This window comes from Rhizobium sp. C4 (assembly GCF_021026315.1).
In the GTDB taxonomy this organism is placed as follows: Bacteria; Pseudomonadota; Alphaproteobacteria; order Rhizobiales; family Rhizobiaceae; genus Ensifer_A.
On the sequence record NZ_JAJNCX010000008.1, the window covers coordinates 76,630 to 99,098 of the forward strand.

General features: G+C 62.1%; 19 protein-coding genes. 12 read left to right on the plus strand and 7 right to left on the minus strand.

Features of this window, described 5'->3' with window-relative positions; all coding sequences use genetic code 11:
• Positions 1–175: 175 nt before the first annotated feature.
• Positions 176–439 carry a hypothetical protein gene (locus LQK84_RS15080; RefSeq protein ID WP_230829553.1) on the plus strand — a complete coding sequence of 88 codons (264 nt, stop codon included), beginning with the start codon at positions 176–178 and terminating at the stop codon, positions 437–439.
• Between the two features lie 62 nt (positions 440–501).
• Here the strand turns inward: LQK84_RS15080 and iolB are convergent, their stop codons facing one another.
• From iolB to LQK84_RS15105, 5 genes are all read right to left on the minus strand, one after another.
• Positions 502–1,296: a 5-deoxy-glucuronate isomerase gene (iolB, locus tag LQK84_RS15085; RefSeq protein WP_230829554.1), complete on the minus strand. Its 795-nt coding sequence runs from the start codon at positions 1,294–1,296 to the stop codon at positions 502–504.
• Positions 1,297–1,558: 262 nt separating this feature from the next.
• A complete protein-coding gene (gene iolE / locus LQK84_RS15090) occupies positions 1,559–2,476 on the minus strand; it encodes a myo-inosose-2 dehydratase (RefSeq protein WP_230829555.1) in 918 nt (305 codons plus the stop codon).
• 55 nt (positions 2,477–2,531) lie between these two features.
• Positions 2,532–4,394, minus strand: coding sequence for a 3D-(3,5/4)-trihydroxycyclohexane-1,2-dione acylhydrolase (decyclizing) (gene iolD, locus LQK84_RS15095; protein WP_230829556.1), 1,863 nt, complete (start codon positions 4,392–4,394; stop codon positions 2,532–2,534).
• A 40-nt stretch (positions 4,395–4,434) separates the two neighbouring features.
• On the minus strand, positions 4,435–6,372 hold the full coding sequence (locus LQK84_RS15100; protein WP_230829557.1) for a bifunctional 5-dehydro-2-deoxygluconokinase/5-dehydro-2-deoxyphosphogluconate aldolase: 1,938 nt from the start codon (positions 6,370–6,372) through the stop codon (positions 4,435–4,437).
• 98 nt (positions 6,373–6,470) lie between these two features.
• Positions 6,471–7,328, minus strand: coding sequence for a MurR/RpiR family transcriptional regulator (locus LQK84_RS15105; RefSeq protein ID WP_230829558.1), 858 nt, complete (start codon positions 7,326–7,328; stop codon positions 6,471–6,473).
• Positions 7,329–7,555: 227 nt separating this feature from the next.
• Here LQK84_RS15105 and iolG point away from each other — a divergent pair, with 227 nt between their 5' ends.
• Entirely contained in the window at positions 7,556–8,548 is a 993-nt protein-coding gene (gene iolG / locus LQK84_RS15110) for an inositol 2-dehydrogenase (protein WP_230829559.1), read from the plus strand.
• A gap of 56 nt (positions 8,549–8,604) precedes the next feature.
• On the opposite strand, the gene LQK84_RS15115 is transcribed toward iolG, so the two are convergent.
• Both LQK84_RS15115 and LQK84_RS15120 read right to left on the minus strand, forming a co-directional pair.
• On the minus strand, positions 8,605–8,847 hold the full coding sequence (locus tag LQK84_RS15115; protein WP_230829560.1) for a WGR domain-containing protein: 243 nt from the start codon (positions 8,845–8,847) through the stop codon (positions 8,605–8,607).
• 386 nt (positions 8,848–9,233) lie between these two features.
• On the minus strand, positions 9,234–9,917 hold the full coding sequence (locus LQK84_RS15120; RefSeq protein ID WP_230829676.1) for a TetR/AcrR family transcriptional regulator: 684 nt from the start codon (positions 9,915–9,917) through the stop codon (positions 9,234–9,236).
• Positions 9,918–10,061: 144 nt separating this feature from the next.
• Between LQK84_RS15120 and LQK84_RS15125 the strand changes: the two genes are divergently transcribed.
• The 10 genes from LQK84_RS15125 to LQK84_RS15170 all read left to right on the plus strand — a co-directional run bounded on the left by LQK84_RS15125 (position 10,062) and on the right by LQK84_RS15170 (position 22,465).
• The gene (locus LQK84_RS15125) at positions 10,062–12,923 is read left to right on the plus strand and encodes an amino acid permease (protein ID WP_230829561.1); all 2,862 of its coding nucleotides are present in this window, start codon (positions 10,062–10,064) and stop codon (positions 12,921–12,923) included.
• Complete coding sequence (locus tag LQK84_RS15130) at positions 12,920–13,738, plus strand: SDR family NAD(P)-dependent oxidoreductase (protein WP_230829562.1); 819 nt, start codon at positions 12,920–12,922, stop codon at positions 13,736–13,738. The genes LQK84_RS15125 and LQK84_RS15130 overlap by 4 nt, the downstream gene beginning before the upstream one ends.
• Before the next feature lie 314 nt (positions 13,739–14,052).
• Complete coding sequence (gene osmF, locus LQK84_RS15135; protein ID WP_230829563.1) at positions 14,053–14,970, plus strand: glycine betaine ABC transporter substrate-binding protein OsmF; 918 nt, start codon at positions 14,053–14,055, stop codon at positions 14,968–14,970.
• A 55-nt stretch (positions 14,971–15,025) separates the two neighbouring features.
• Complete coding sequence (locus LQK84_RS15140; RefSeq protein WP_230829564.1) at positions 15,026–16,228, plus strand: ABC transporter permease; 1,203 nt, start codon at positions 15,026–15,028, stop codon at positions 16,226–16,228.
• On the plus strand, positions 16,225–17,160 hold the full coding sequence (locus LQK84_RS15145) for an ABC transporter ATP-binding protein (RefSeq protein ID WP_230829565.1): 936 nt from the start codon (positions 16,225–16,227) through the stop codon (positions 17,158–17,160). Before LQK84_RS15140 ends, LQK84_RS15145 begins: the two co-directional genes overlap by 4 nt.
• Positions 17,157–17,903: an ABC transporter permease gene (locus LQK84_RS15150; RefSeq protein ID WP_230829566.1), complete on the plus strand. Its 747-nt coding sequence runs from the start codon at positions 17,157–17,159 to the stop codon at positions 17,901–17,903. Before LQK84_RS15145 ends, LQK84_RS15150 begins: the two co-directional genes overlap by 4 nt.
• A 146-nt stretch (positions 17,904–18,049) precedes the next feature.
• A complete protein-coding gene (locus LQK84_RS15155; protein ID WP_230829567.1) occupies positions 18,050–19,144 on the plus strand; it encodes a LacI family DNA-binding transcriptional regulator in 1,095 nt (364 codons plus the stop codon).
• Positions 19,145–19,247: 103 nt separating this feature from the next.
• The gene (locus tag LQK84_RS15160; protein WP_230829568.1) at positions 19,248–20,513 is read left to right on the plus strand and encodes an ABC transporter substrate-binding protein; all 1,266 of its coding nucleotides are present in this window, start codon (positions 19,248–19,250) and stop codon (positions 20,511–20,513) included.
• Positions 20,514–20,741: 228 nt separating this feature from the next.
• Positions 20,742–21,647 carry a carbohydrate ABC transporter permease gene (locus LQK84_RS15165; protein WP_230829569.1) on the plus strand — a complete coding sequence of 302 codons (906 nt, stop codon included), beginning with the start codon at positions 20,742–20,744 and terminating at the stop codon, positions 21,645–21,647.
• A complete protein-coding gene (locus LQK84_RS15170; RefSeq protein WP_230829570.1) occupies positions 21,647–22,465 on the plus strand; it encodes a carbohydrate ABC transporter permease in 819 nt (272 codons plus the stop codon). Before LQK84_RS15165 ends, LQK84_RS15170 begins: the two co-directional genes overlap by 1 nt.
• Positions 22,466–22,469: the final 4 nt, after the last annotated feature.

Consider the following 22,469-nt stretch of genomic DNA (forward strand, 5'->3'; position numbering starts at 1 on the left):
TAAGGACCCTGCAAGCAGTTCGCTCGGGAATTTCAATCGAGGCGAATGCACCGCAAGATACAGCCGAAAATAGAAAATTCCGGGCCATGGCGTGGCTCTGTTAACCTTAACAAATGGTTATCGGGAAATGTAGAGAAAATCGGTTATGATAATTCCGTGTCTTGGGGACATTTTCATGAAGAAACTAGAAATTTATCTTATTAGAATTTTCTTGATTGCAGTCTTGGCCGTCATGGCAGTGTCGCCATTTTTGGCGGCGAGCCATCTTGTGCATGGCCTTGCCACACGGACCATCGATATCACGCACGTTCTCTCGCTCGGATATCTTCTCCTGATCGCGCTGGCTCTTTTCCTGATCAGTCCGGCTTTCACCCATCACGGACCGCGGGACCGGCGTCAGGTGAGGCGCAGCATGCCAGGCGACGGCAACGCCGTCTGACGTCGTGACCGATCAGATTGAGGGCAGTTTTCGGGTGGGAACAGCCCCGCCCTCTTGCATCCTTACGCCAGCAGCCACTCGTGCTCTTTCTGATTGTGGAATTTCCAGACCCGCTTCGGGCCGGCCATGACATTGAGATAGTAAAGGTCATAGCCATGAATGGTGGCGCAGGGGTGATAGCCCTTCGGCACCAGCGCCACATCGCCGTCTTCCACGGCCATCGCCTCGTCGAGCGAGCGATCGTCCGTATAGACGCGCTGGAAGGCGAAGCCCTGCGGCGGGTTGAGGCGGTGGTAATAGGTCTCTTCCAGGAAGCTCTCGTTCGGCAGATCGTCCTGATCATGCTTGTGCGAGGGATAGGACGAGGTATTGCCGTTCGGCGTGATGACCTCGACAACCAGCAGCGAATGCGCCGAATTGTCATCCTCCGGCATGATGTTGTGCACGAGGCGGACATTCGAGCCCTTGCCGCGCGTGATCTGCGGATGGGAGCCTGGCGCAATGCGCTTGGCCTTGTAATCGCCGCCGCCGGGCGCCGAGCAGATGGCCAGTTCCAGATCGCTCTCCGCCGTCACCGACCAGTTAGAGCCCATCGGCACATAAAGCGCATCCGGCGCGCCCTCGAACGGGCTTTTACGGCCGCCGAGCGTCCCGAAATTCTCAGTGCCCGCCTTGGCCTTGGCGGAGCCTGAAATCCACACAAGGCAGACTTCGCGCTCGCCGGTCTCGGCAGATACCGTCTCGCCGGGCTTCAGCTTGTGCAGTTCAAACCCGACATAGGTCCAGCCCGCTGTTTCCGGCGTGACCTTCGTCACCAGACCATGATTGCCCTGCGGCTTGACGAGAAGTTTGGACATGGGTTGCTCCTGCTCAAGTTGACGTTTTGCGGAGGTGTTACCCCCCTCTGCCCTGCCGGGCATCTCCCCCGCAAGGGGGGAGATTGGCAGAACGGCACGCGCTCTGCCTAAAATGGGACGAAGGCAGCGCCTCTTTCCGTCTCCCCCCTTGTGGGGGAGATGGCGGCAGCCAGAGGGGGACTTTGCCACAGGCTCTTTTCTTAGCCGAGCGGCGCCCCTCATCCGGCCCTTCGGGCCACCTTCTCCCCGAGGGGAGAAGGGGTCACTTCAACGGAAACCCCTGCGTCTCGACCGTATAGCCAGCCGCCGTCATGACGCGCATCAGCTCGGCATGGCCGATCTCGGCCATCTTCTGCGGCGGGGCCTTCTTCGGGTCCTGCTCGGCTTCAACGACGAACCAGCCCTCATAGCCGTAATCGGCAAAGCGCTTGACGATCGCGCCGAAATCAAGCGAGCCGTCGCCGGGAACCGTGAAGGCGCCAAGCGCCACGGCATCGAGGAAGGATTGCCGGCTGCGGTCGAGGCTGTCGACGACCGAGCGGCGGATATCCTTCACATGCACATGGTTGATGCGGGCATGGTGGTTGTCGATGGCGCGCAGCACGTCGCCGCCGGCAAAGGCGAGATGGCCGGCATCCAGCAGCAACGGAATGCCCTCGCCGGAATTCCGCATGAAGGCGTCAAGCTCCGGCTCGGTCTCGACCACGGCAGCCATGTGGTGGTGATAGGAGAGCGGCATGCCCTGCTCCGCGCACCATTCGCCGAATGCGGTGACGCGGCGGCCATAGGCCTTCATCTCGTCGTCAGAGAGCTTCGGCTTTGTGGCGAGCGGCTTGGAGCGGTCGCCCTGGATCGAGAGGCCCACTTCGCCATAGACGATGCAGGGCGCGTCAACCGCCTTGAACAGCTCGATCATCGGCGCGATGCGGTCCTTGTTGGCGGACAGCTCTTCATTGACAAGCGTGCCGGAGAACCAGCCCCCGCACAGCGTCACATCGGCGGCGCGCAGGATCGGCAGCATGACGGCCGGATCGTCGGGAAAACGGCGGCCCTTTTCCATGCCGGTGAAGCCCGCAGTACGCGACTGGCGCAGGCATTCTTCCAGCGATACGTCGTCGGAAAGGTCCGGAAGGTCGTCGTTCCACCAGGCGATGGGCGACATGCCGAGTTTGGCTTTCATAGGTGTCTCCTCGAAAAGAAGCGGGAGCGGACTGCGCTCCCGGAAAATGGAATATTTAGCCGAGACGCTGGAAGGCGAGCGCCTTTTTATAGGCCTCGTGCGCCTTGTTGACCTCTGCGCGCGGGCTCACTTCCGGCACCGCGACATCCCACCAATGGCCGCCATCGCCGGTCGTCGTCAGCGGATCGGTATCGATGACGATGACGGAGGTGCGATCGTTCGACCTCGAGGCGGCCAGCGCCTGTTCCAGTTCGGCCAACGTCGCGACCTTGACGGCAATCGCCCCCATCGCTTCGGCATGCGCGCGGAAATCGATGTTGGACGGCACGACGTGATAGGCGTCATCCAGCAGATTGTTGAAGTTTGCCCCGCCGGTCGCCATCTGCAGCCGGTTGATGCAGCCATAGCCGCGATTGTCGAGCACGACGACGGTGATCTTGCGGCCGATCATGACCGAGGTGGCGATCTCGGAATTCGCCATCATATAGGACCCGTCGCCGACCATGACGACGATGTCGAGCTCGGGCCGCGCCATCTTGGCGCCGAGCCCGCCGGCAATCTCATAGCCCATGCAGGAGAAGCCATATTCCATATGGTAGCTGCCGGGCTTGGTCGCCGGCCAGAGCTTGTGCAGCTCGCCCGGCAAACCGCCGGCCGCACACAGAACCATGGACTTTTCCAGATCGATGGCGCGCGTCACCGCGCCGATCACCTGCGCATCCGACGGCAGGCCCGTGCCGGTGACGAAATCGGGCGAGAACATCCTGTCGACCGACTTCGCCCATGTCGCCTTGGCGAGATCGGCCTTGTCGGCGAGCGTCGTCGGGGCGCGCCAGTCGCCCAGCTTTTCGGAGATCAGCGTCAGCGCCTCGCGGGCATCCGCAATCAGCGGCTCCGCGCCATGCTTGCCACCATCGATCGGGGCAACGTTGATCGACAGAACCTTGAGGTCTTCATGCTTGAACAGCGCCCAGGAACCGGTGGTGAAATCCTGGAAGCGCGTGCCGATGCCGATGACCAGATCGGCCTCTTCGGCAATCGCATTGGCCGCCGAAGTGCCCGTCACACCGACCGAGCCCAGCGCCAGCGGATGGCGCTCGTCAATCGCCGACTTACCTGCCTGTGTCACGACAACCGGAATGCCATGCTTGTCGGCAAAGGCGGTGAGTTCGTCGCTCGCCAGCGAATAGAGCACGCCGCCGCCGGCCACGATGACCGGCTTTTTCGCCGCCGAAATCAGCGCGATGGCGTTCGCCAATTCATTCTCGTCCGGGCGGATGCGGCGGTTGGTGGTCCAGACGCGTTCCTCGAAGAAGTTTTCCGGGTAATCAAAGGCTTCCGCCTGCACATCCTGGCAGAGCGACAGCGTCACCGGACCGCAATCGGCAGGATCGGTCAGAACCTGCATGGCGCGGCGCAGGGCCACGATGATCTGCTCCGGCCGGGTGATGCGGTCGAAATAGCGGGACACGGGGCGGAAGGCGTCGGAGGCCGAGACAGTGCCATCGCCGAACGCCTCGATCTGCTGCAAGACCGGATCCGGCGCACGATTGGCGAAGACATCGCCGGGCAGGAACAGAACCGGCAGGCGGTTGACATGGGCAACGCCCGCCGCCGTCACCATGTTCAGCGCGCCGGGGCCGATGGAGGTCGTGCAGGCCATGAAGCGGCGGCGGAAATTCGCCTTGGCATAGGCAATCGCCGAATGCGCCATCGACTGCTCGTTATGGGCACGATAGGTCGGGAAACCGTTGCGGGCCTGATAAAGCGCCTCGCCGATGCCGGCGACATTGCCATGGCCGAAAATCGCCCAGCAGCCGCCAAAGATCGGCTGCTTGACGCCATCGATCACCGTCATCTGGCTGGAAAGAAACTTCACGAGGGCCTGCGCCATCGTCAGCCTGATCGTCTTGCCCATTGGGGACCTCCCGGTATTTTCTTGTTCAGTTCAACCTGACTTAGTTCAGGCCGCGCGTCTTCAGCCAGGCTTTTGTCAGCCCTTCAAACCTTGCAGCCATATCGGCGATCGCCGCCTCGTCGTCCATCTTGCCGCCAAGCCACTGGCGCGCCGCATCCGCAAAGATCGTCCGACCAACCGCGAAACCCTTGACCGAAGGCGCGACCAATGTCGCGGCAAAGGCCTTTTCCAGCTCCGCCGCCGGGGCTTCGAGCCCGAGAAGCACGATGCCACGGCAGAAGGGGTCGTTTTCGGCAATCACGGCCTCGATCTTGCCCCAAGCGATTTCGGAGGCCTGCGGCTCCAGCTTCCACCAGTCCGGCTTGATGCCGAGATCGTAGAGCTCGCGAAGCGCGGTCGCAATGGTGTCGTCGGTGAGCGGGCCATTCTTGCCGGCGATGATCTCAACCAGCAATTCGCGGCCAACCTTGCGGGCGGCATCGAACAGCGCGCGCAGCTTTTCCTGCTGCTCGGCCTTGAGAGCTGCCGGATCATCAGGATGGTAGAAGCAGAGGCACTTGATGCAATGCTCAACCGGCCAGGCAACAAGCTGCGAGCCGATATCCTGCGAGAATTCGAATTTCAGCGGCTTGGAGCCCGGCAGTTCCACCGGACGGCCGATCCATGAGAAATTCTGCTTCATCGCATCAAAGAAGGCATCGCGGCCGAAGCGCTCGTCAATCAGCATGCCATAGCCCGGACGCCCCTTGGCGACGCGGGCGGCAGCGGCCACGGCGAGGCGCTTGAAGGCGGGAATGCGTGTCTCCGGCACGTTGAGTTCGCGGGCGACGTCGACCAGCTGCGACCGGTGGTCGATGGCGAGCGCCATCAGCAGCGGGATCTCGCCGGCAATGCGCGTCGTTGCCCAGTGGACGTGGTTGAGGTCGGCATCCTTGCGCAGCGCATGTTCCTTGCTGCCATGCTTGAGGAAATATGTGAGCTCGGTGAAGGTCGGGATTTCCGGCGAGCAGAGCAGGCGCGAGACGGCAAAGGCGCCGCAGGCATTCGCCCAGGTCGCCGAGGTCTGATGCTCCTCGCCGCGCAGCCAGCCGCGCAGGAAACCGGACATGAAGCTGTCTCCAGCGCCGAGCGTATTATAGACCTCGATCGGGAAGCCCTGCCCCACGATCCCCTGGTCCAGATCGTCCGGGATCGTCCCGTCATAGACGATGCAACCCATCGGCCCGCGCTTGAGCACGATTGTGGCGGACGATGAGGCACGGATCGCTTTGAGCGCGGCCAGAAGATCGGCCTCACCAGAGGCGATCAGCACTTCCTCTTCCGTGCCGACAATGAGGTCGCATTCGGCGAGAACCGGCTTAAGGCGATTGGAAACGGCGTCCGAGGCAATATAGCGCTCCTCGCCCGCCCGGTGGCCGGCAAGGCCCCAGAGGTTCGGGCGATAGTCGATATCGAAGATTACCTTCGCGCCGTTTGCCTTGGCGATGCGGATCGCCTTCTTCTGTGCGGCTTCGGTGTTCGGCTTCGAAAAATGCGTCCCCGTGACCAGCACGGCGCGGGCGGACTTGATGAAATCCTCGCTCACATCCTCTTCCGCAATCGACATGTCGGCGCAGTTTTCGCGATAGAAGATGGTCGGGAAGGTCTTGTCGTTCTCGACGCCGAGGAGAACCAACGCGGTCAGCCGCGTCGGATCGGTCTTGATTCCTCGCGTCTCCACGCCCTCGCGGGTCAGATGTTCCTTGATGAAGGAGCCCATCTGCTCGTCGCCAACGCCGGTGATGATCGCCGATTTCAGCCCCAGCCGCGCCGTGCCGATGGCGATATTGGCCGGGCAGCCGCCGACAGAGCGGGCAAAGCTCACCGTGTCTTCGAGACGCGCGCCGATCTGCTGGCCGTAGATGTCGACGGAGGAGCGGCCGATGGTGATGACATCGAGTTCAGCCTCAGGCTTGAAGCCCGGATCAAGGCGCGGCATGCGGTCCTCCACGTTCTGTTTTATCGACCGTCAGGTCGCTTGCGGCGGATGAAACACAAAAGCCATTAAGTTGTCAATTCGGAATTTATATTCCAAATTTATTCCGCGTCATTCTGTTGATGCCGGCGATATTCCGCAATGCCAACAGAGAGCGCCATGGTCAGCGCCATCGAGGCCGAGAGCGAGCGAAACCCGGCAAAATCGGCCTCCGCCACCTCGAACCAGAGGGTGGAAATGGAGGCGAGCGGCGAGAAGGCGGAATCGGTGATGGAGACTAGCGGCACACCTTGGGCGTGGAGCGCGCGGGCATGGTCCAGGCTTTCGGCCGCATAGGGCGAGAAGGAGATGGCGAGCGCGGCATCTTCAGGCCTCGCAAACTGCACGGTTTCCAGATCCACGCCATTGGTCGATGCCACCATCTGGTGGCGGATGCCGAGCTTGGAGAAGGCGTAAGATAGATGCGCCGTCAGGGAGTAGGAGCGCCGCTTGGCGATCAGATAGATCGTGTCGGCCGCGCCCAGGACATCAATGGCACGCTTGAAATCCTCCTCGCGGATTGCCTCCTCCATCTTGATAATGGACGAACGCGCGGCGCCAAAGAACCCATGCAGAAGTGCGGATTCCGGAGCGGCATCGCCGGATTTCTCGATCTGCGTCAGCCGCTCCTCATAGGAGGGCGTGCGCAGGCGCAGGCGCTCCTTGAAGATGGTCTGGAAATGCGAGAAGCCGTCATAGCCGAACTGATGCGCCAGCCGCACCAGCGTCGACGGCTGGACGGAGGCCGCCTGCGCGATGCTCGCAGCCGTGCCGAAGGCGATCTCGTCGGGATTTTCCAGCGCATAGGCTGCAGCCTGTTTCAGCCGCTTCGGCAGCTTTACGTGATTGCCGACCACCTGGGCTTTCAGGCTGTCGAAATCCGCAGGTGGCGCAGCACCCGTCTCGTTCACGTCCGGCAAATCAGTTCTCCGCGTCCCCATCCAATGATGGAATATTTATGCCAAAAATGGAATTCAGCAACTGCCTCTTCCAAAATTGATGAGAGACCCGTTGTTTGAGGCGAGACATTCCTTTATGACCCTTGAAATGAAATCTTCGTTCCAGTCGGATCGGCAGTTCCACAAAGGCCTGTTGTGGCTTTCGATGGAATCGCGGCAAACAAAGTGACTATTTCGGGAGCACACTCATGACAGTGAAATTCGGACTTTTGGGCGCAGGCCGCATCGGCAAGGTACATGCCAAGGCTGTCGCCGGCAATGCGGATGCCAAGCTGGTCGCCGTTGCCGACCCTTTTGCGGACGCCGCAAACGCCATTGCCAAGACCTACGGCTGCGACGTGCGCACGATCGAAGAGATTGAAAAGTCGGCCGATATCGATGCCGTCATCATCTGCACGCCGACCGACACCCATGCCGACCTGATCGAGCGCTTTGCCCGCGCCGGCAAGGCGATCTTCTGCGAAAAGCCGGTCGATCTGGATGTGGCCCGCGTCAAGGCCTGCATCAAGGTGGTCGAGGAAACCAAGGGCAAGCTGATGGTCGGCTTCAACCGCCGCTTCGATCCGCATTTCATGGCCGTGCGCAAGGCCATTGCTGACGGAAAGATCGGCGCCGTCGAAATGGTGACGATCACCTCGCGCGATCCCGGCGCTCCGCCGGTAGACTATATCAAGCGTTCGGGTGGAATTTTCCGCGACATGACGATCCACGACTTCGACATGGCCCGCTTCCTGCTCGGTGAAGAGGTGGCTTCCGTATCCGCCCATGCCGCCGTTCTGGTCGATCCGGAAATCGGCAAGGCCGGCGATTTCGACAGCGTGACCGTGATCCTGGAAACCAAGTCCGGCAAGCAGGCCGTCATTTCCAACTCGCGTCGCGCAACCTATGGCTATGACCAGCGCATTGAAGTGCATGGCTCCAAGGGCGTCGTGTCGGCCGAAAACCAGCGCGCCGTGTCCATCGAGATCGCCAATGGCGATGGCTATACCCGCCCGCCGCTGCATGATTTCTTCATGACGCGCTACACGGAAGCCTATGCCAACGAAATCGCCGCCTTCATCGCGGCCATCGTTGACGGCGCCGCCATCAGCCCGACCGGCACGGATGGCCTCAAGGCCCTCCAGCTCGCCGACGCAGCACTTGAAAGCGCCAAGACCGGCAAGCGCGTGTCGCTCGCCTGATATTCTGATTTGAAGGCCTGCGCGGACAAAACCCGCGCAGGCCACCAATTCCGCCCTCACGCTTCGCCATAGCCGCGCCGGCGCTTGGCCTTCAGCAGATGGGTGAACAAGGCCTGCGCCTCTTCGCGCCTGGCAAAATCGTGCAGCTTGACCTGCCCCCGCGTCCCGATCCGCCCCCAATGCCGCCGCAGCCGCACATCGCCGAACAATGTCGGCTCGATGGAGAGCATGTAGAAGCGCGCCATGTTTTTGTCCGCATCGCGCCGTTCCAGATAGATATCGTCGGAATTCATCGTCATGCGCGCAAGAGTCGCCGATCGCGACTCCCGCGTCCAATGAGACTTATGAATCCAAGGGGTTGCACCGATTCACGGGCGTGATGCGTTGGCCTTGCGGAGACTGTCTTTCAGGGATTTTCCGGAAGCCAGAATCGAAAAAGCCTGCCGCGGGAGGAGGTGCGGCAGGCTTTTCGAAATTCAGAACAGCGACGGGGAGGAGGAGTGCCGCTGCTCTATTTCAGGCCCTTCGGGAGGAGAGAAGGCCTGAGCTTCGAAGCGGGCGGGAGGAGGTGCCGCGCTTCGATGAGTTCAAGATACCAAACCGCGCGGCGATCGCCAGCACTTATATTGCATTGCAGCCATGCAAATGCTGCATTGCAACAAAGACGGGATGGCGCAGCGGGCTTTCACCTGTTCGACAGCTGCAGGCCGCGCACTGTCACGGTGGCAAAGCGGGCGAGCGACTGCATCAAAGCCGGCTGCCGCTCGGGCGGTGCATGCATGATCACCATGAGATTGCTCTGCAGCGCCTCGATGAGGATGAGGCAGAAGTCCTGCATCTCGTCCGGCGTCATGGTGCCGGCAATGCGCGCCATGTAGGGCGCAATGAAGCGCGCGTTTGCTGCCGTGTCTTCCATGTCGAGCGCCCGCAGTTCCGGCACGGCGCGCAGCGCATCCCAGATCGTGGCGGTCGCCGTGCGTGAGGAAAGATAGATCGCGACATCCATCACCACCCGGCCCACCGCCTCCGGGGCATCGTCAGCCTTGATGTCCGCCTCCATGTGGCGCTCCATCGAGGAGGCGATCACGGCCTGCAATTCCGCCAGATGCTTCTCGGCGAGCGCCCTGAGCACGGCCACATTCGAGGGGAAATAGTGGTAGATCGAGGCGATCGGCAGGCCTGCCGAGCGGGCCAGTTCCCGCATCTTCAGGCCATCGAACCCTTGCGCCGTCACCAGCGCTTCGGCGGCGTCCAGCAGTTGGTCGACCCGCTCGCGGCTGCGCGCCTGCTGGCCAACGCTCCGTCGCGAAGAACGGCCTTTCGGCGCTTCCTCGGTCGCCTCGGCTTCTGCGGTCGATGGCTCATCCACTTGATTCAAAAGATCTTCCTCCAGTCGCACCAAATGCTCATAACTCGATCAATGCTCGACTATTGACAGCCATCAAAAATCGATCAATGCTCGAATTATCAATTATCCCAACATAAAACGTCAAGAGAGCGGGAGCAAATGGGGATGACAGAGACGATAGCAGCGAAATTTCCATCCACGGGAGGCAAGGAGAAGAAGAAGATTTCCACCGGACGCGTCATCGTCCTGGTAATCGCGGCGGCAGCACCGCTGGCCGCCATGGTCGGCAACACGCCGCTGGGGCTTGCGCAATCGGCGGGCCTCTCCATGCCGATCGCCTATCTGCTGGTCGGCCTCACCCTTCTTGCCTTTGCCGCCGGCTATACCGCGCTCAGCCGCGAGATCGTCAGCCAGGGTGCCTTCTACACCCAGGTCGGGCAGGGTCTAGGCCGCCCGGCCGGCGTCGTCGCCGCCTATTGCGCGGGATTTGCCTATGCCGTCTATTCGGTCGGCATGGCCGCCGCCTTCGGCTATTTCACCTCGCTGCTCTTCCATGAGCTTGGCATCGACATTTCCTGGATGGCCATTGCCGCCGGCGGCATGGCGCTGGTCGCGATCCTAGGCTATCGGTCGCTGGATTTGTCAGCCCGCGTGCTGATGTTCTTCATGCTGGCCGAATTCGCCATCCTCTTCGTCTTCGACATCTGCGTGATTGCGCAGAAAGGTCTTGCCGCCTTCCCGCTCGAGGTCTGGTCGCTCGGCAATCTCACCAATCCCGGCATCGGCGCGGTGATCCCCTTCGTTGTCGTCTCCTTCATCGGCTTCGAGGCGGCAGCACTCTACGGCGAGGAAACGCACCAGCCCCGCCGCTCGATCCCGCGCGCGACCTTCATCGCGCTCGGCGTCATCATGGTCTTCTACATGCTCTCCGTCTGGGTGATCATCGGCGCTGCCGGTGCCGCCGATGCGCAGGCGCTTGCGGCCAGGGAAAGCGGCAATTTCGTCTTCGCGCTCGCCCAGACCTATGGCGGCGAAGGGCTTGTCGCCGTCATGGGCCTCTTCCTCGTCGCCTCGTTCCTCGCCAGCTATCTGGCGATCCACAATGCGGCGAGCCGCTACCTCTTCGCGCTCGCCAATGACAAGCTGCTGCCCGGCGCGCTCGCCTCGATCCATCCGGATCACCATGCGCCGCATGTCGGCAGCGTCGCCATGTCGGTGCTGGAATTCCTGCTGGTCATCGGTCTCGGCCTTGCCGGTGCCTCGCCCTATGTGGGCATTGCGTCCGGCATGATCGGGCTCGGCACGATCGGCATCATCGCCATGCAGATCGCCTCGGCGCTCGCCGTCTACGGCTTCTTCGCCCGCCTTGGCCGCGGCGGCCTCTGGGCCACGCGCATCCTGCCGCTTGCAAGTGCCGCCGTCATGACGGCCTTCCTGATTGCCATCTTCATGAGCTATGGCCAGCTGACCGGCAGCGATCTCTGGATCGTCAACCACCTGCCCTGGCTCTTCGTCCCACTGGTCGCCGCTGCCCTCCTCTATGCGAACTGGATGAAGCGCAACCGGCCGAACGCCTATGCGCAGATCGCCAGCACGTCCTATCGCTTCAACGGCGAACGGGCTGCACCCTCGGTCGCCAGCTACAAGCGCCGCTACTGCATCATCGGCGCGGGTCCGTCGGGTCTCATCATGGCGCGCGCCTTTCTGAAGGAGGGCGTTCCCTTCGACTGCTTCGAGCGCCACGGTGATGTCGGCGGCCTCTGGGACCCGGAAAACGAAGGTACGCCGATCTATGACAGCGCACATTTCATCTCGTCGAAATGGACCTCCTATTTCTACGGCTTCCCGATGCCGGCGAACTATCCGGATTATCCGTCCGCATCCCAGATCCTCGACTATATCCGCGCCTTCACGGACGCCTATGGCCTGCGCGAGCACATCACCTTCCAGACGGAAGTGAAGAAGGCCGAACCCGAGGGCGATCGCTGGCGGGTCGAACTCGGCAATGGCGAGGTGCGCTATTATGACGGTGTCATCGCCTGCCCCGGCGTCACCTGGCATGCCAGCATGCCGAAGCTTCCGGGCGCGGAGACATTCGCCGGCGAAATCCGCCATTCGGTCAGCTATCGCTCGACGGACGAATTTGCCGGCAAGCGCGTGCTGATCGTGGGCGCCGGCAATTCCGGCGTCGACATCGCCTGCGACGCCGCCAAGCATGGGGCGAAGGCCTTCTTCAGCGTGCGGCGCGGCTATCGCTTCGTGCCGAAGCACATTTTCGGCATTCCGACCGATGTGCTGACAACCGGAAAGGCCCTGCCGCCGAAGGGCGCACCCATCATCACCGACATCAACAAGATGCTCGACACGATGAATGGCGACCTCACCCGCCTCGGCCTGCCCAAGCCCGACCACGATGCACTGTCCAGCCATCCGATCATGAACACGCAGATCCTGCACTATCTCGGCCACGGCGATCTGATCGCCAAGGGCGACGTCAAGGGTTTCGACGGCAAGGACGTGATCTTCGCCGACGGGTCGCGCGAGGAGATCGACCTCGTGATGTTCTGCACCGGCTACGAATACAAGCTGCCCTTCTTCGCCGACGATCTCTTCGAATGGAAGGGCGGGCGGCCGCAGCTCTATCTCAACATCCTGCATCGCAAGCAGCGCGGTCTCTACATTCTCGGCTTCACCGAGTTTGCCGATGCCGCCTATCGCCGCTTCGACGAGATGGCGCAGCTGATCCTCGCGGACGTGAATGCGACGGAGACCGGCGTCGGTCGCGCCTATCTGGACGATCTGCGCGCCCATGACCGGCCGGACCTGCGCGGCGGCAAGGTCTATCTCGATAGCCCCCGCCACGCCAATTACGTCTACACGCCGACCTTCATCCGGCTGCTGGCAGAGCTGCGCCGCAAGCTGGGCTGGCCGGATCTCGATGACGCGAGCTATGAGGCGCTGCGCCGTCAGACCGCGACGCGCGTCCAGCCCACCGCGACCGAAGCACGCAAGGAGAACGCGGCATGACCCGGTTCGACGGTAAGCTCGCCCTCATCACAGGGGCCGCCGGCGGCATCGGCTCGGCAGTTGCCAGGCGCTTCCATGCGCTCGGTTTCAGGCTCATGCTGGTCGATATCGACCTCGCCCGGCTGGAAGCCAGCGCCCGGAACTATCCGGGCGCGATCCTGAAGGTTCTGGACCAGCGCGATCCCTCAGCACTCAACCGCTTCTGCGACGAGGTGATCCGCGACGGCGATTTCATCGACGTGGCGGTCATCAATGCGGGCATGCTGGTGATCGGCGATCTCGGCGATATCACCCAACAAGGGATGCTCGACCAGCTTCAGGTGAACCTGATCAGCACCTCGATCCTGATCCAGGCGCTGGCGCGGCGCATGACGCTCGCCCGCAAGGGTCACATCATGGCGACCGTCTCCATGGGCGGCATTGTCTCGCTCAAAGGCTCGGCCACCTATTCGGCCTCCAAGTTCGGCGTACGCGGCCTGCTCTGGGGGCTGAAGGATGAACTCAAGCCTCATGGAGTCCACGTCACCGGCATCTATCCCGCCGGCGTCGATACGCCGATGCTGCGCCACGAGGCGATGCATGGGGGCTCCGCCCTCAACTTCGTCGGCGTGCCCGTGACGGCCGACGATGTCGCCAAGGCCTATGAAAAGGCGCTGAGCAAGCCGAAGCTTGAGGTTTACGTCCCCTATTCGGAAAGCATCACCGGCCGGATCGCCGGGGCGTTCCCCTGGTTGCTCGGCGGGCTATATCCGACGCTCGAAAAGATGGGCGAAGCGGGGCGGAAGAAATTCCTGAAACGCATCGGGGTGACCTAGACCACCCTTCAACATCGGGTCACCCAAGGGGGCGTCTCATCGCCCCCTTTCTTGCGCCTACCTTCCTCCTTAACGATCCTGTCCGAAAAAACATCGGTCCCCACTGAACGGATCGGCTCCCGCCAACGTATCCACTCCTGACAATCTTTGGCAGCAAGGCGGTTTACGAAGAATCTGACGCAGACGGCAGCTGCCCTGGAACCTTGGCGGCCGCCATCCATTTTCATCAACGTAAGCCACAAGACTGAAAACGATCGGGACAGACGCTGCATCGGCCCTCGGACGCCGGCAGCCGTGAGAGGAAGGGAAGAAACATGAACAGGCTTCTGAAATTTGCCGGAGCGCTGGCACTGGCCGCATTCACCGCCGCCCAGGCCACAGCCGCCGACAGCGTGGTCGTCTCCTCGAAGATCGACACGGAAGGCGGGGTCCTCGGCAACATCATCCTGCAGGTGCTGAAGGCCAACAACATTCCCGTCGAGAGCAAGATCCAGCTCGGCGCGACGCCCATCGTCCGTCAGGCGATCACCCAAGGCCAGATCGACATCTATCCCGAATATACGGGCAATGCCGCCTTCTTCTTCAACAAGGCCGACCTGCCGGTCTGGAACAAGGCGGATGAAGGCTATGCGCAGGCCAAGGAACTCGACTATGCGGCGAACAAGATCGTCTGGCTGACGCCGGCCAAGGCCAACAACACCTGGGCGATTGCGCTGCGCGGCGATGTGGCGGACGCCAACAAGCTCGCCACGCTCTCCGATTTCGGCGCCTATGTCGCCAAGGGCGGCCAGGTGAAGCTCGCGGCCTCTTCCGAATTCGTGACCTCGCCCTCGGCGCTCCCCGCGTTCGAAAAGGCCTATGGCTTCAAGCTCAAGCCTGACCAGCTGATCACGCTCTCCGGCGGCGACACGGCCGCCACGATTTCCGCCGCTGCCCAGCAGACCTCAGGCGCCAACGCGGCCATGGTCTATGGCACCGACGGCGGGATTGCGCCTTCCGGCCTCAAGGTGATGGAAGACGACAAGGGCGTGCAGCCGGTCTACCTGCCCACGCCGATCATCCGCGAAGAGAAGCTGAAACAGTATCCGAAGATTGCCGACCTGCTGAAGCCGATCTTCGAGGCGCTCGATCTGCAGACGCTGCAGACCCTCAACGGTCGCGTTCAGGTCGGCGGCGAGCCGGCCAATGCCGTTGCGGCGGATTTCCTGTCGTCTCACGGTTTCGTCAAGTAACATGCCAGGCCGGATGGGCCGGGCGCAGACGGCCGGCACCGGTTTGGCGGTGGGGATGAGAACAGGCACGTACACGGATGCGGGACGCAAACGACGCTCCGGGCTGGACAGGCTCGGGGCAGTGCTTGTCGTGATCGCGGCGGCTGGCCTCGTGTTTCAGCCCTTCAGCCTCGTGCGGCCCAATCGGATCGTGGCTGCAAAACCGGTGGCTCTCCTTTCGGCGCTGCCGCCGCTGGAGGCCGGGCTGGTTCTGGCAGTTGTCATCGCGGCCTGCGCAGTCCTGCTGTTCCGCACCGGACCTGCCCTTCGGCTTGGTGTTTCCGTATTGACGCTTGCGGTTCTTGCGATGGCGATCGGGCGGGCGGGCGTCTATCTGACGCCAACCGCCAACAGCTATGCCCGCGTCGCACCCGGCGGTGCATTCTGGATGATGGCCTTCGCCTTCTCCATCGTTCTCGCCGATGCATCCGCCCGGCTCAGGTTGACGCCGCTCAGCCGACTCGGGCTGCTGGCGCTCATCGCCGGTGCTGTGGGGCTGCTTCTGTATTCCGGCGCATGGGATTCGCTCTCGATCCTGCGCGAATATGCAAACCGCGCCGATGTGTTCTGGCGCGAGGCGCGCGTGCATCTGCTGCTGGCGGTCGGCTCTCTCGCGGCTGCCGCGCTTGTCGGCATTCCGCTCGGCATCCTCTGCTTCCGCGTCCGCCCGTTGAGGGCGGCACTGCTGAACAGTCTCAATATCCTGCAGACCATCCCCTCCATGGCGCTTTTCGGCCTGCTGATCGCGCCGCTCGCCTGGGTCGGTGCGCATGTGCCGGGCGCTTCGGCCATCGGCATTGCCGGCATCGGCGTCGCGCCGGCCTTCGTCGCGCTCTTTGCCTATTCGCTGCTGCCCATGGTTTCCAACACTGTGGCCGGGCTCGAAAGCGTGCCACCGCAGGCCCGCGACGCGGCGCGCGGCATGGGCATGACGGCGCGGCAACGCTTTTTCGAAGTCGACATGCCGCTCGCCTTCCCCGTGGTGCTCACCGGCATCCGCATCGTGCTGGTGCAGAATCTGGGCCTTGCCGTGCTCGCCGGTCTCATCGGCGGCGGCGGGTTCGGCACCTTCGTCTTTCAGGGCATCAGCCAAACGGCGACCGACCTCGTGCTGCTCGGCGCGCTGCCCACCGTCGCGCTCGCCTTTGCCGCAGCCATTGTCCTCGACGCACTGGTCGAGATTGCCAATCCCACACCCGCACGGAGCCCCGAGGCATGATTGAAATCCAGGGGATCACCAAAGCCTATGACGATGTCCGCGCCGTGGACGATGTCTCGCTGACCATCGAAAGCGGCGAGATCGTCACCGTCGTCGGTACCTCCGGCTCGGGCAAGACGACCCTGCTCCGGATGATCAACCGCCTTGTCGAGCCGACCGCCGGCGCGATCCTGATCGACGGGCGCGACAACCGCGACCTTCCCGGCCACGAACTGCGCCGCGCCATCGGCTATGCCATCCAGGGCTATGGCCTCTTCCCGCACCGGACGGTCGCCGAAAACATCGCGACCGTGCCGAAACTGCTGGGCTGGGAGAGGAAACGGATCGACGCCCGCGTCGATGAATTGCTCGCCCTCTTTCATCTGGAGCCGGACCAGTTTCGCGCGCGCATGCCGCATGAGCTTTCCGGCGGTCAGCAGCAGCGCATCGGCGTTGCCCGTGCGCTCGCCGCCGAGCCTGCCGTTCTCCTGATGGACGAGCCCTTCGGCGCGCTCGACCCGATCATCCGCGGCAAGGCGCAGGATGATCTCATCGACATCCAGCGCCGGTTTTCAACCACGATCGTGCTGGTGACCCATGGCATGGAGGAGGCCATTCGGCTGGGTGACCGGATCGCGGTCATGGACAAGGGCAAGCTTTTGCAGTTTGCCACGCCGGCCGAGATCATTGCGCATCCGGCAACCGATTTCGTCGCAGAGCTTGTCGGCAGCGACGACCGGGCCTTTCGGCTTCTCTCTCTGGCACCCGTCGCGGACCTGCTGGAGCCGGGAGACGCATCGGGAGAGCCGATCGACGCGGCAGCCTCGCTGAAGGACGCCCTGGCCGAGGCCCTGTGGTCGGGTCGCGCGGCGCTGCCGGTCCGGCGCGATGGCGCGATCGTCGGGCGGGTTACCCGCGACAGCCTGATCGCCAGGGCGGGACGGCCACAATGAGCGTGTCTTTCCTTCTGCGGCTGGCGCTTCTCGTTCTACTTCTCACTTTCCTCGCCAACCCGCAGGCGTTCGAACCTGTCTTCGCACCCTTCGCGGCCAATGGCGCGCCGGCCATCTACACACAGTCGAGCCTTGTGGCGCTGACGCTCAGCCATCTTGCCATGGTGGCAGCGGCGACACTTGCGGCCACCATCGTCTCGGTCGGGTTTGCCATCCTCGTCACGCGCCCCTCGGGCCGCGAATTCCTGCCGCTCTCACGCTCGATCGCCAATATCGGCCAGACCTTTCCGCCGGTCGCGGTGCTGGCGCTGGCCGTGCCCGTCTTCGGCTTCGGGCCGATCCCCACGCTGATTGCATTGTTTCTCTACGGCCTCCTGCCTGTCTTCGAAAATGCGCTGACGGGGCTTACCTCCATTCCCGCGTCTGTCCAGGAAGCCGCACGCGGCGTCGGGATGACCGGTGGGCAAAGGCTCGTCGGTGTCGAGCTGCCGCTGGCGCTTCCGATCATTCTCGCCGGCATCCGTCTCACCGCCGTCATCTCGCTCGGCACGGCAACCATCGGCTCAACGGTTGCGGCCCGCACACTTGGCGAGGTGATCATTGCCGGTCTGACCTCCAACAACACAGCCTTCGTGCTGCAGGGCGGGCTCATCGTCGCAATGCTTGCCCTCTTCATCCACGAGGGCTTTGCGCTACTTGAAACGGCGCTGTCCCGGCGCACCGGCGGCGCCCAGCCGGCCTGAAGCGCGGGCAAGCTCTACACGCGCTAAAACTCCGTGACCAAACCGTGACAAGGGGCAGACAATCGGCTGAATTTGCGCTATCAAGGATAAATGGCGCAGTAAAATTTTACTAAACTCACGACGCCGTGACGATCGAGGCAAGAAGCATGGTCACCATCAAGGAGATCGCAAAGGCTGCCGGCGTTTCCGCCGCCACGGTTTCGCGCGTCCTGAATTATGACCCGACGCTGTCGATTTCGCCCGGCAAACGCCAGGCCGTGATCGAAACGGCGGAAGCGCTGAACTACGAAACACCGCGCAACCGAAACCGGGCGGCCGCGCCCCTGCCGCTCGGCGCGTCGGCCGTCGCGCTCTCGCGGCTGGTTCTCGTGCATTTCCTGCAGTCCTCGGAAGAGCTCGCCGACCCCTATTACATCGGCGTTCGCCTCGGCATCGAGAACCGCTGCCGCGACATGAAGACCGAGATCGTAAAAGTTTACCACAGCGACCAGCTTCCGGACCCCGTGATCCTGCACGGCGCCTCGGGCGTCATCGTCATCGGCAAGCATTCGCCGCGCGAAATCGACTGGCTGCAGGACAATTGCCGCAATCTCGTCTTTGCCGATTTCAACCCGAAGCGGGACGATCTCGACAGCGTCTATAGCGACCTCAACGAGACGACGCGGAAGCTCCTCGACAATCTCTCCAGCCTTGGCTACCAGCGCATTGCCTTCATCGGCAGCTACGAGAATATCGACGGCCGCTCCGAGCCGCATGGCGAAACGCGCTGTCGCGCCTATATCGAATGGCACAAGGAAAAGGGGCTGTTCAACCCCGACCGGCTGGTGCTCGGCAATATCTGCGACACGGGGCAGAACCTCCGCCTTGAAACCGGATATATGCTGGCGAAACAATTGCTTGAGCGCGGCGAACGGCCGGACATCGTTGTCACCGCCAACGACAATATGGCAATTGGCGCCTATCGCGCCTTCCAGGAGGCAGGCCTCTCCATCCCGCAGGATATCTCGGTCGCCTCGTTCAACGACATTCCGGTCTCGCAATTCCTCAATCCGCCGCTCTCCACCGTTCGCATCCGCAGCGAAAGCATCGGCGAGACGGCGGTCGATCTGCTGGTGGAAAGGCTCGCGGGGCGCGACTATGCCAAGCGCGTGATCATCCCTACCACCATGATTTGGCGGCAGAGTTGCCTGTCACCCGCAGCGCCTGCGACATCCGTCCCCAGCCTCGCTGCAGCGCAATAAATATTTACTAAAAATTTTCTTGCACGGCAAAATGATTTAGGCTTTACTCCCGGTCAGCGGATGGAGATACCGCGCGACTTTTGCATTCTCGGGAGGAGATCTGATGAACAAGACTTTCAAGACGTCGCTCGCTGCGCTCGTCTTCAGCACGTCGAGCGTGCTGGCGATGGCAGCTGCCCAGGCCAAGGAAATCACCATCTGGTGCTGGGACCCGAATTTCAACGTTGCCATCATGAAGGCAGCTGGCGAAATCTATTCGAAGACGCATCCGGACATCAAGATCAACGTCGTCGACTTCGCCAAGGCCGACGTGGAAGCCAAGCTGCAGACGACGCTCGCCTCGGGCGTGACGACCAGCCTGCCGGATATCGTTCTCATCGAAGACTACGGCGCGCAGAAATACATCCAGTCGTTCCCGGGCGCGTTTGCGTCGATGAACGACGTTGTCGATTACTCCAAGTTCGCGCCCTACAAGGTCAAGCTCGCCACCGTCGACGGCAAGACCTATTCCATGCCCTTCGATTCCGGCGTGACCGGTCTCTACTACCGCAAGGACTACCTGGAGCAGGCCGGCTTCAAGCCGGAAGACATGCAGAACCTGACCTGGGACAAGTATATCGAGATCGGCAAGAAGGTCTCCGAAAAGACCGGCAAGAAGATGATGGGTCTCGACCCGAACGACGCCGGCCTTATCCGCATCATGATGCAGTCGGCTGGCGGCTGGTACTTCAACGACAAGGGTGAGCTGAACATCACCGGCAACGAGGCGCTGAAGGCCGCGCTGAAGACCGAAGGCAAGCTGCTGTCGTCCGGCATCACCAAGCCGGCTTCCGGCTGGTCGAACTGGGTCAGCACCTTCACCTCGGGCGATGTCGCAACCGTCATCACCGGCGTCTGGATCACCGGCACGATCAAGGCCACCAAGGACCAGGAAAACAAGTGGGGCGTCGCCCCCATTCCGAAGCTTGACGTCAAGGGCGCCACGGATGCCTCCAACCTCGGCGGCTCCAGCTGGTACGTGATTGCGTCTTCGCCGGAAAAGGCAGAAGCGATCGACTTCCTGAACTCGGTCTATGCCAAGAATGTCGACTTCTACCAGAAGATCCTCGTCGATCAGGGCGCCGTCGGCTCGCTGATGGAAGCCCGCAAGGGTGCAGCCTATGAAACCGCCGACAAGTTCTTCGGCGGCGAAAAGATCTGGCAGAAGTTTGCCGACTGGCTCTCCAAGGTACCGTCGGTCAACTACGGCGTCTTCACCAACGAAGTCGACTCCGCCGTCGCAGCCCAGCTGCCGGCCCTCGGCAAGGGTGGCGATGTGGACGCAGCCCTGAAGGCGATCGAGGCACAGGCCAAGTCGTCGATGCAGTAAGATCCTCCCCCGTGGCGGCGGGCCGTTCGAAAGATCGGCTCGCCACCGCACCTCTGCATGGATGACAGAACCCTGCCAAGGGTCAGAGCAATTCCAGCAAAAGTGGAAACCGGTTTCGCGTCCGGAATTGCGTAGAGACAAAACGATCGAGCCGCGCCTCCCACGGCGCAAGTCCTGCCCGCTCGCGCGGGCGGGCAATACCCTGGACAAGAAAACCGGATAATCACGATGGCAAGCGCAAACCGCAGCCTGAACCGCTATTTCAACATCAACGGCTGGTTCTTCGTCGCACCCGCCGCGCTGCTGATCGGCGTCTTCATGGTCTATCCGATCCTTTACTCGCTCTGGATGTCGTTCCAGACCGGAAAGGGAATGATGACGCAGTTTGGGGGGCTCGCGAATATCAAGCGGCTCTTCGATGATCCGATGTTCGTGCTGGCGCTCTACAACACGATGATCTTCTTCATCGTGCAGGTGCCTGTCATGCTGACGCTGGCGCTCTTCCTTGCGTCGCTGCTCGACAATCCGAACCTGAAATTCCGTGGGCTTATCCGCACCGCCATCTTCCTGCCCTGTGTGTCGTCGCTCGTCGGCTACGCCGTGCTCTTCAAGAGCATGTTCGTGCAGGATGGCCTGATCAACTCGACGCTCGTCGGCCTTCACATCACCGACCAGCCGATCCCGTGGATGACCGATCCCTTCTGGGCGCGCGTGCTGATCATCATCGCCATCACCTGGCGCTGGACCGGCTACAACATGATCTTCTTCCTGGCCGCATTGCAGAACATCGACAAGTCGATCTACGAGGCCTCGCGCATCGATGGCGTGCCGTCCTGGGGCCGGTTCTTCTACCTGACCGTGCCGATGCTCAAGCCCGTGATCCTGTTCACCACCGTCACCTCCACGATCGGCACGCTGCAGCTCTTCGACGAGGTGCGAAACATCATGACGAGCGACGCTGGGAGCGCGGCCGGGCCGTCGAATTCCGCGCTGACGCTCTCGGTCTATATCTACAATCTCACCTTCAAATTCGTGCCAAGCTTCGGCTATGCGGCCACTGTCTCCTACGTGATCGTGCTGGCCGTCGCGCTTCTCGCCATCATCCAGTTCTATGCACTGAGGGAGAAGGACTGATGGACCGGTTCACCCGCGCGCTCGCCGCCTTCTTCACCTATGCCTTTCTCGGCATCATGGCATTTCTCTCGGTCTTCCCCTTCATCTGGATGGTGATGGGGGCGACCAACACGTCGATCGACATCGTCAAGGGCAAGGTCGGCATCGGCTCCGCGCTGATGGACAATATCCGCGCCTTCGCCACCACCGTCGATGTGCCGCTGGTTTTCTGGAACTCGATCAAGATCGCGCTGATCGCGACGGCGCTGACGCTGATCGTTGCCTCGCTCGCCGGCTACGGCTTCGAGGTCTTCCGCTCGAAATATCGCGAGCGGGTCTATAGCGCGATCCTGCTCACGCTCATGGTGCCGTTTGCGGCGCTGATGATCCCGCTCTTCATCATGATGGGCAAGCTCGGCCTCATCGACACCCATTGGGCGGTCATCCTGCCGACCATCGGTTCTGCCTTCGTCATCTTCTATTTCCGCCAGTCCACCAAGGCCTTCCCGTCGGAGCTGCGTGACGCAGCGCGCGTCGACGGCCTGAAGGAATGGCAGATCTTCCTGCTGATCTATGTGCCGGTGATGCGCTCGACCTATGCGGCGGCCTTCATCATCGTGTTCATGGCCTCCTGGAACAACTATCTCTGGCCACTCATCGTTCTGCAGAGCAACGAGATGAAGACGATTACCCTCGTCGTCTCGTCGCTCGCCTCGGCCTATTACCCGGATTTCGGCGCCGTGATGGTCAGCGCCATCCTCGCCACCCTCCCCACCCTCATTGTCTTCTTCGTCATGCAGCGCCAGTTCGTGCAAGGCATGATCGGCTCGGTCAAATAGGACT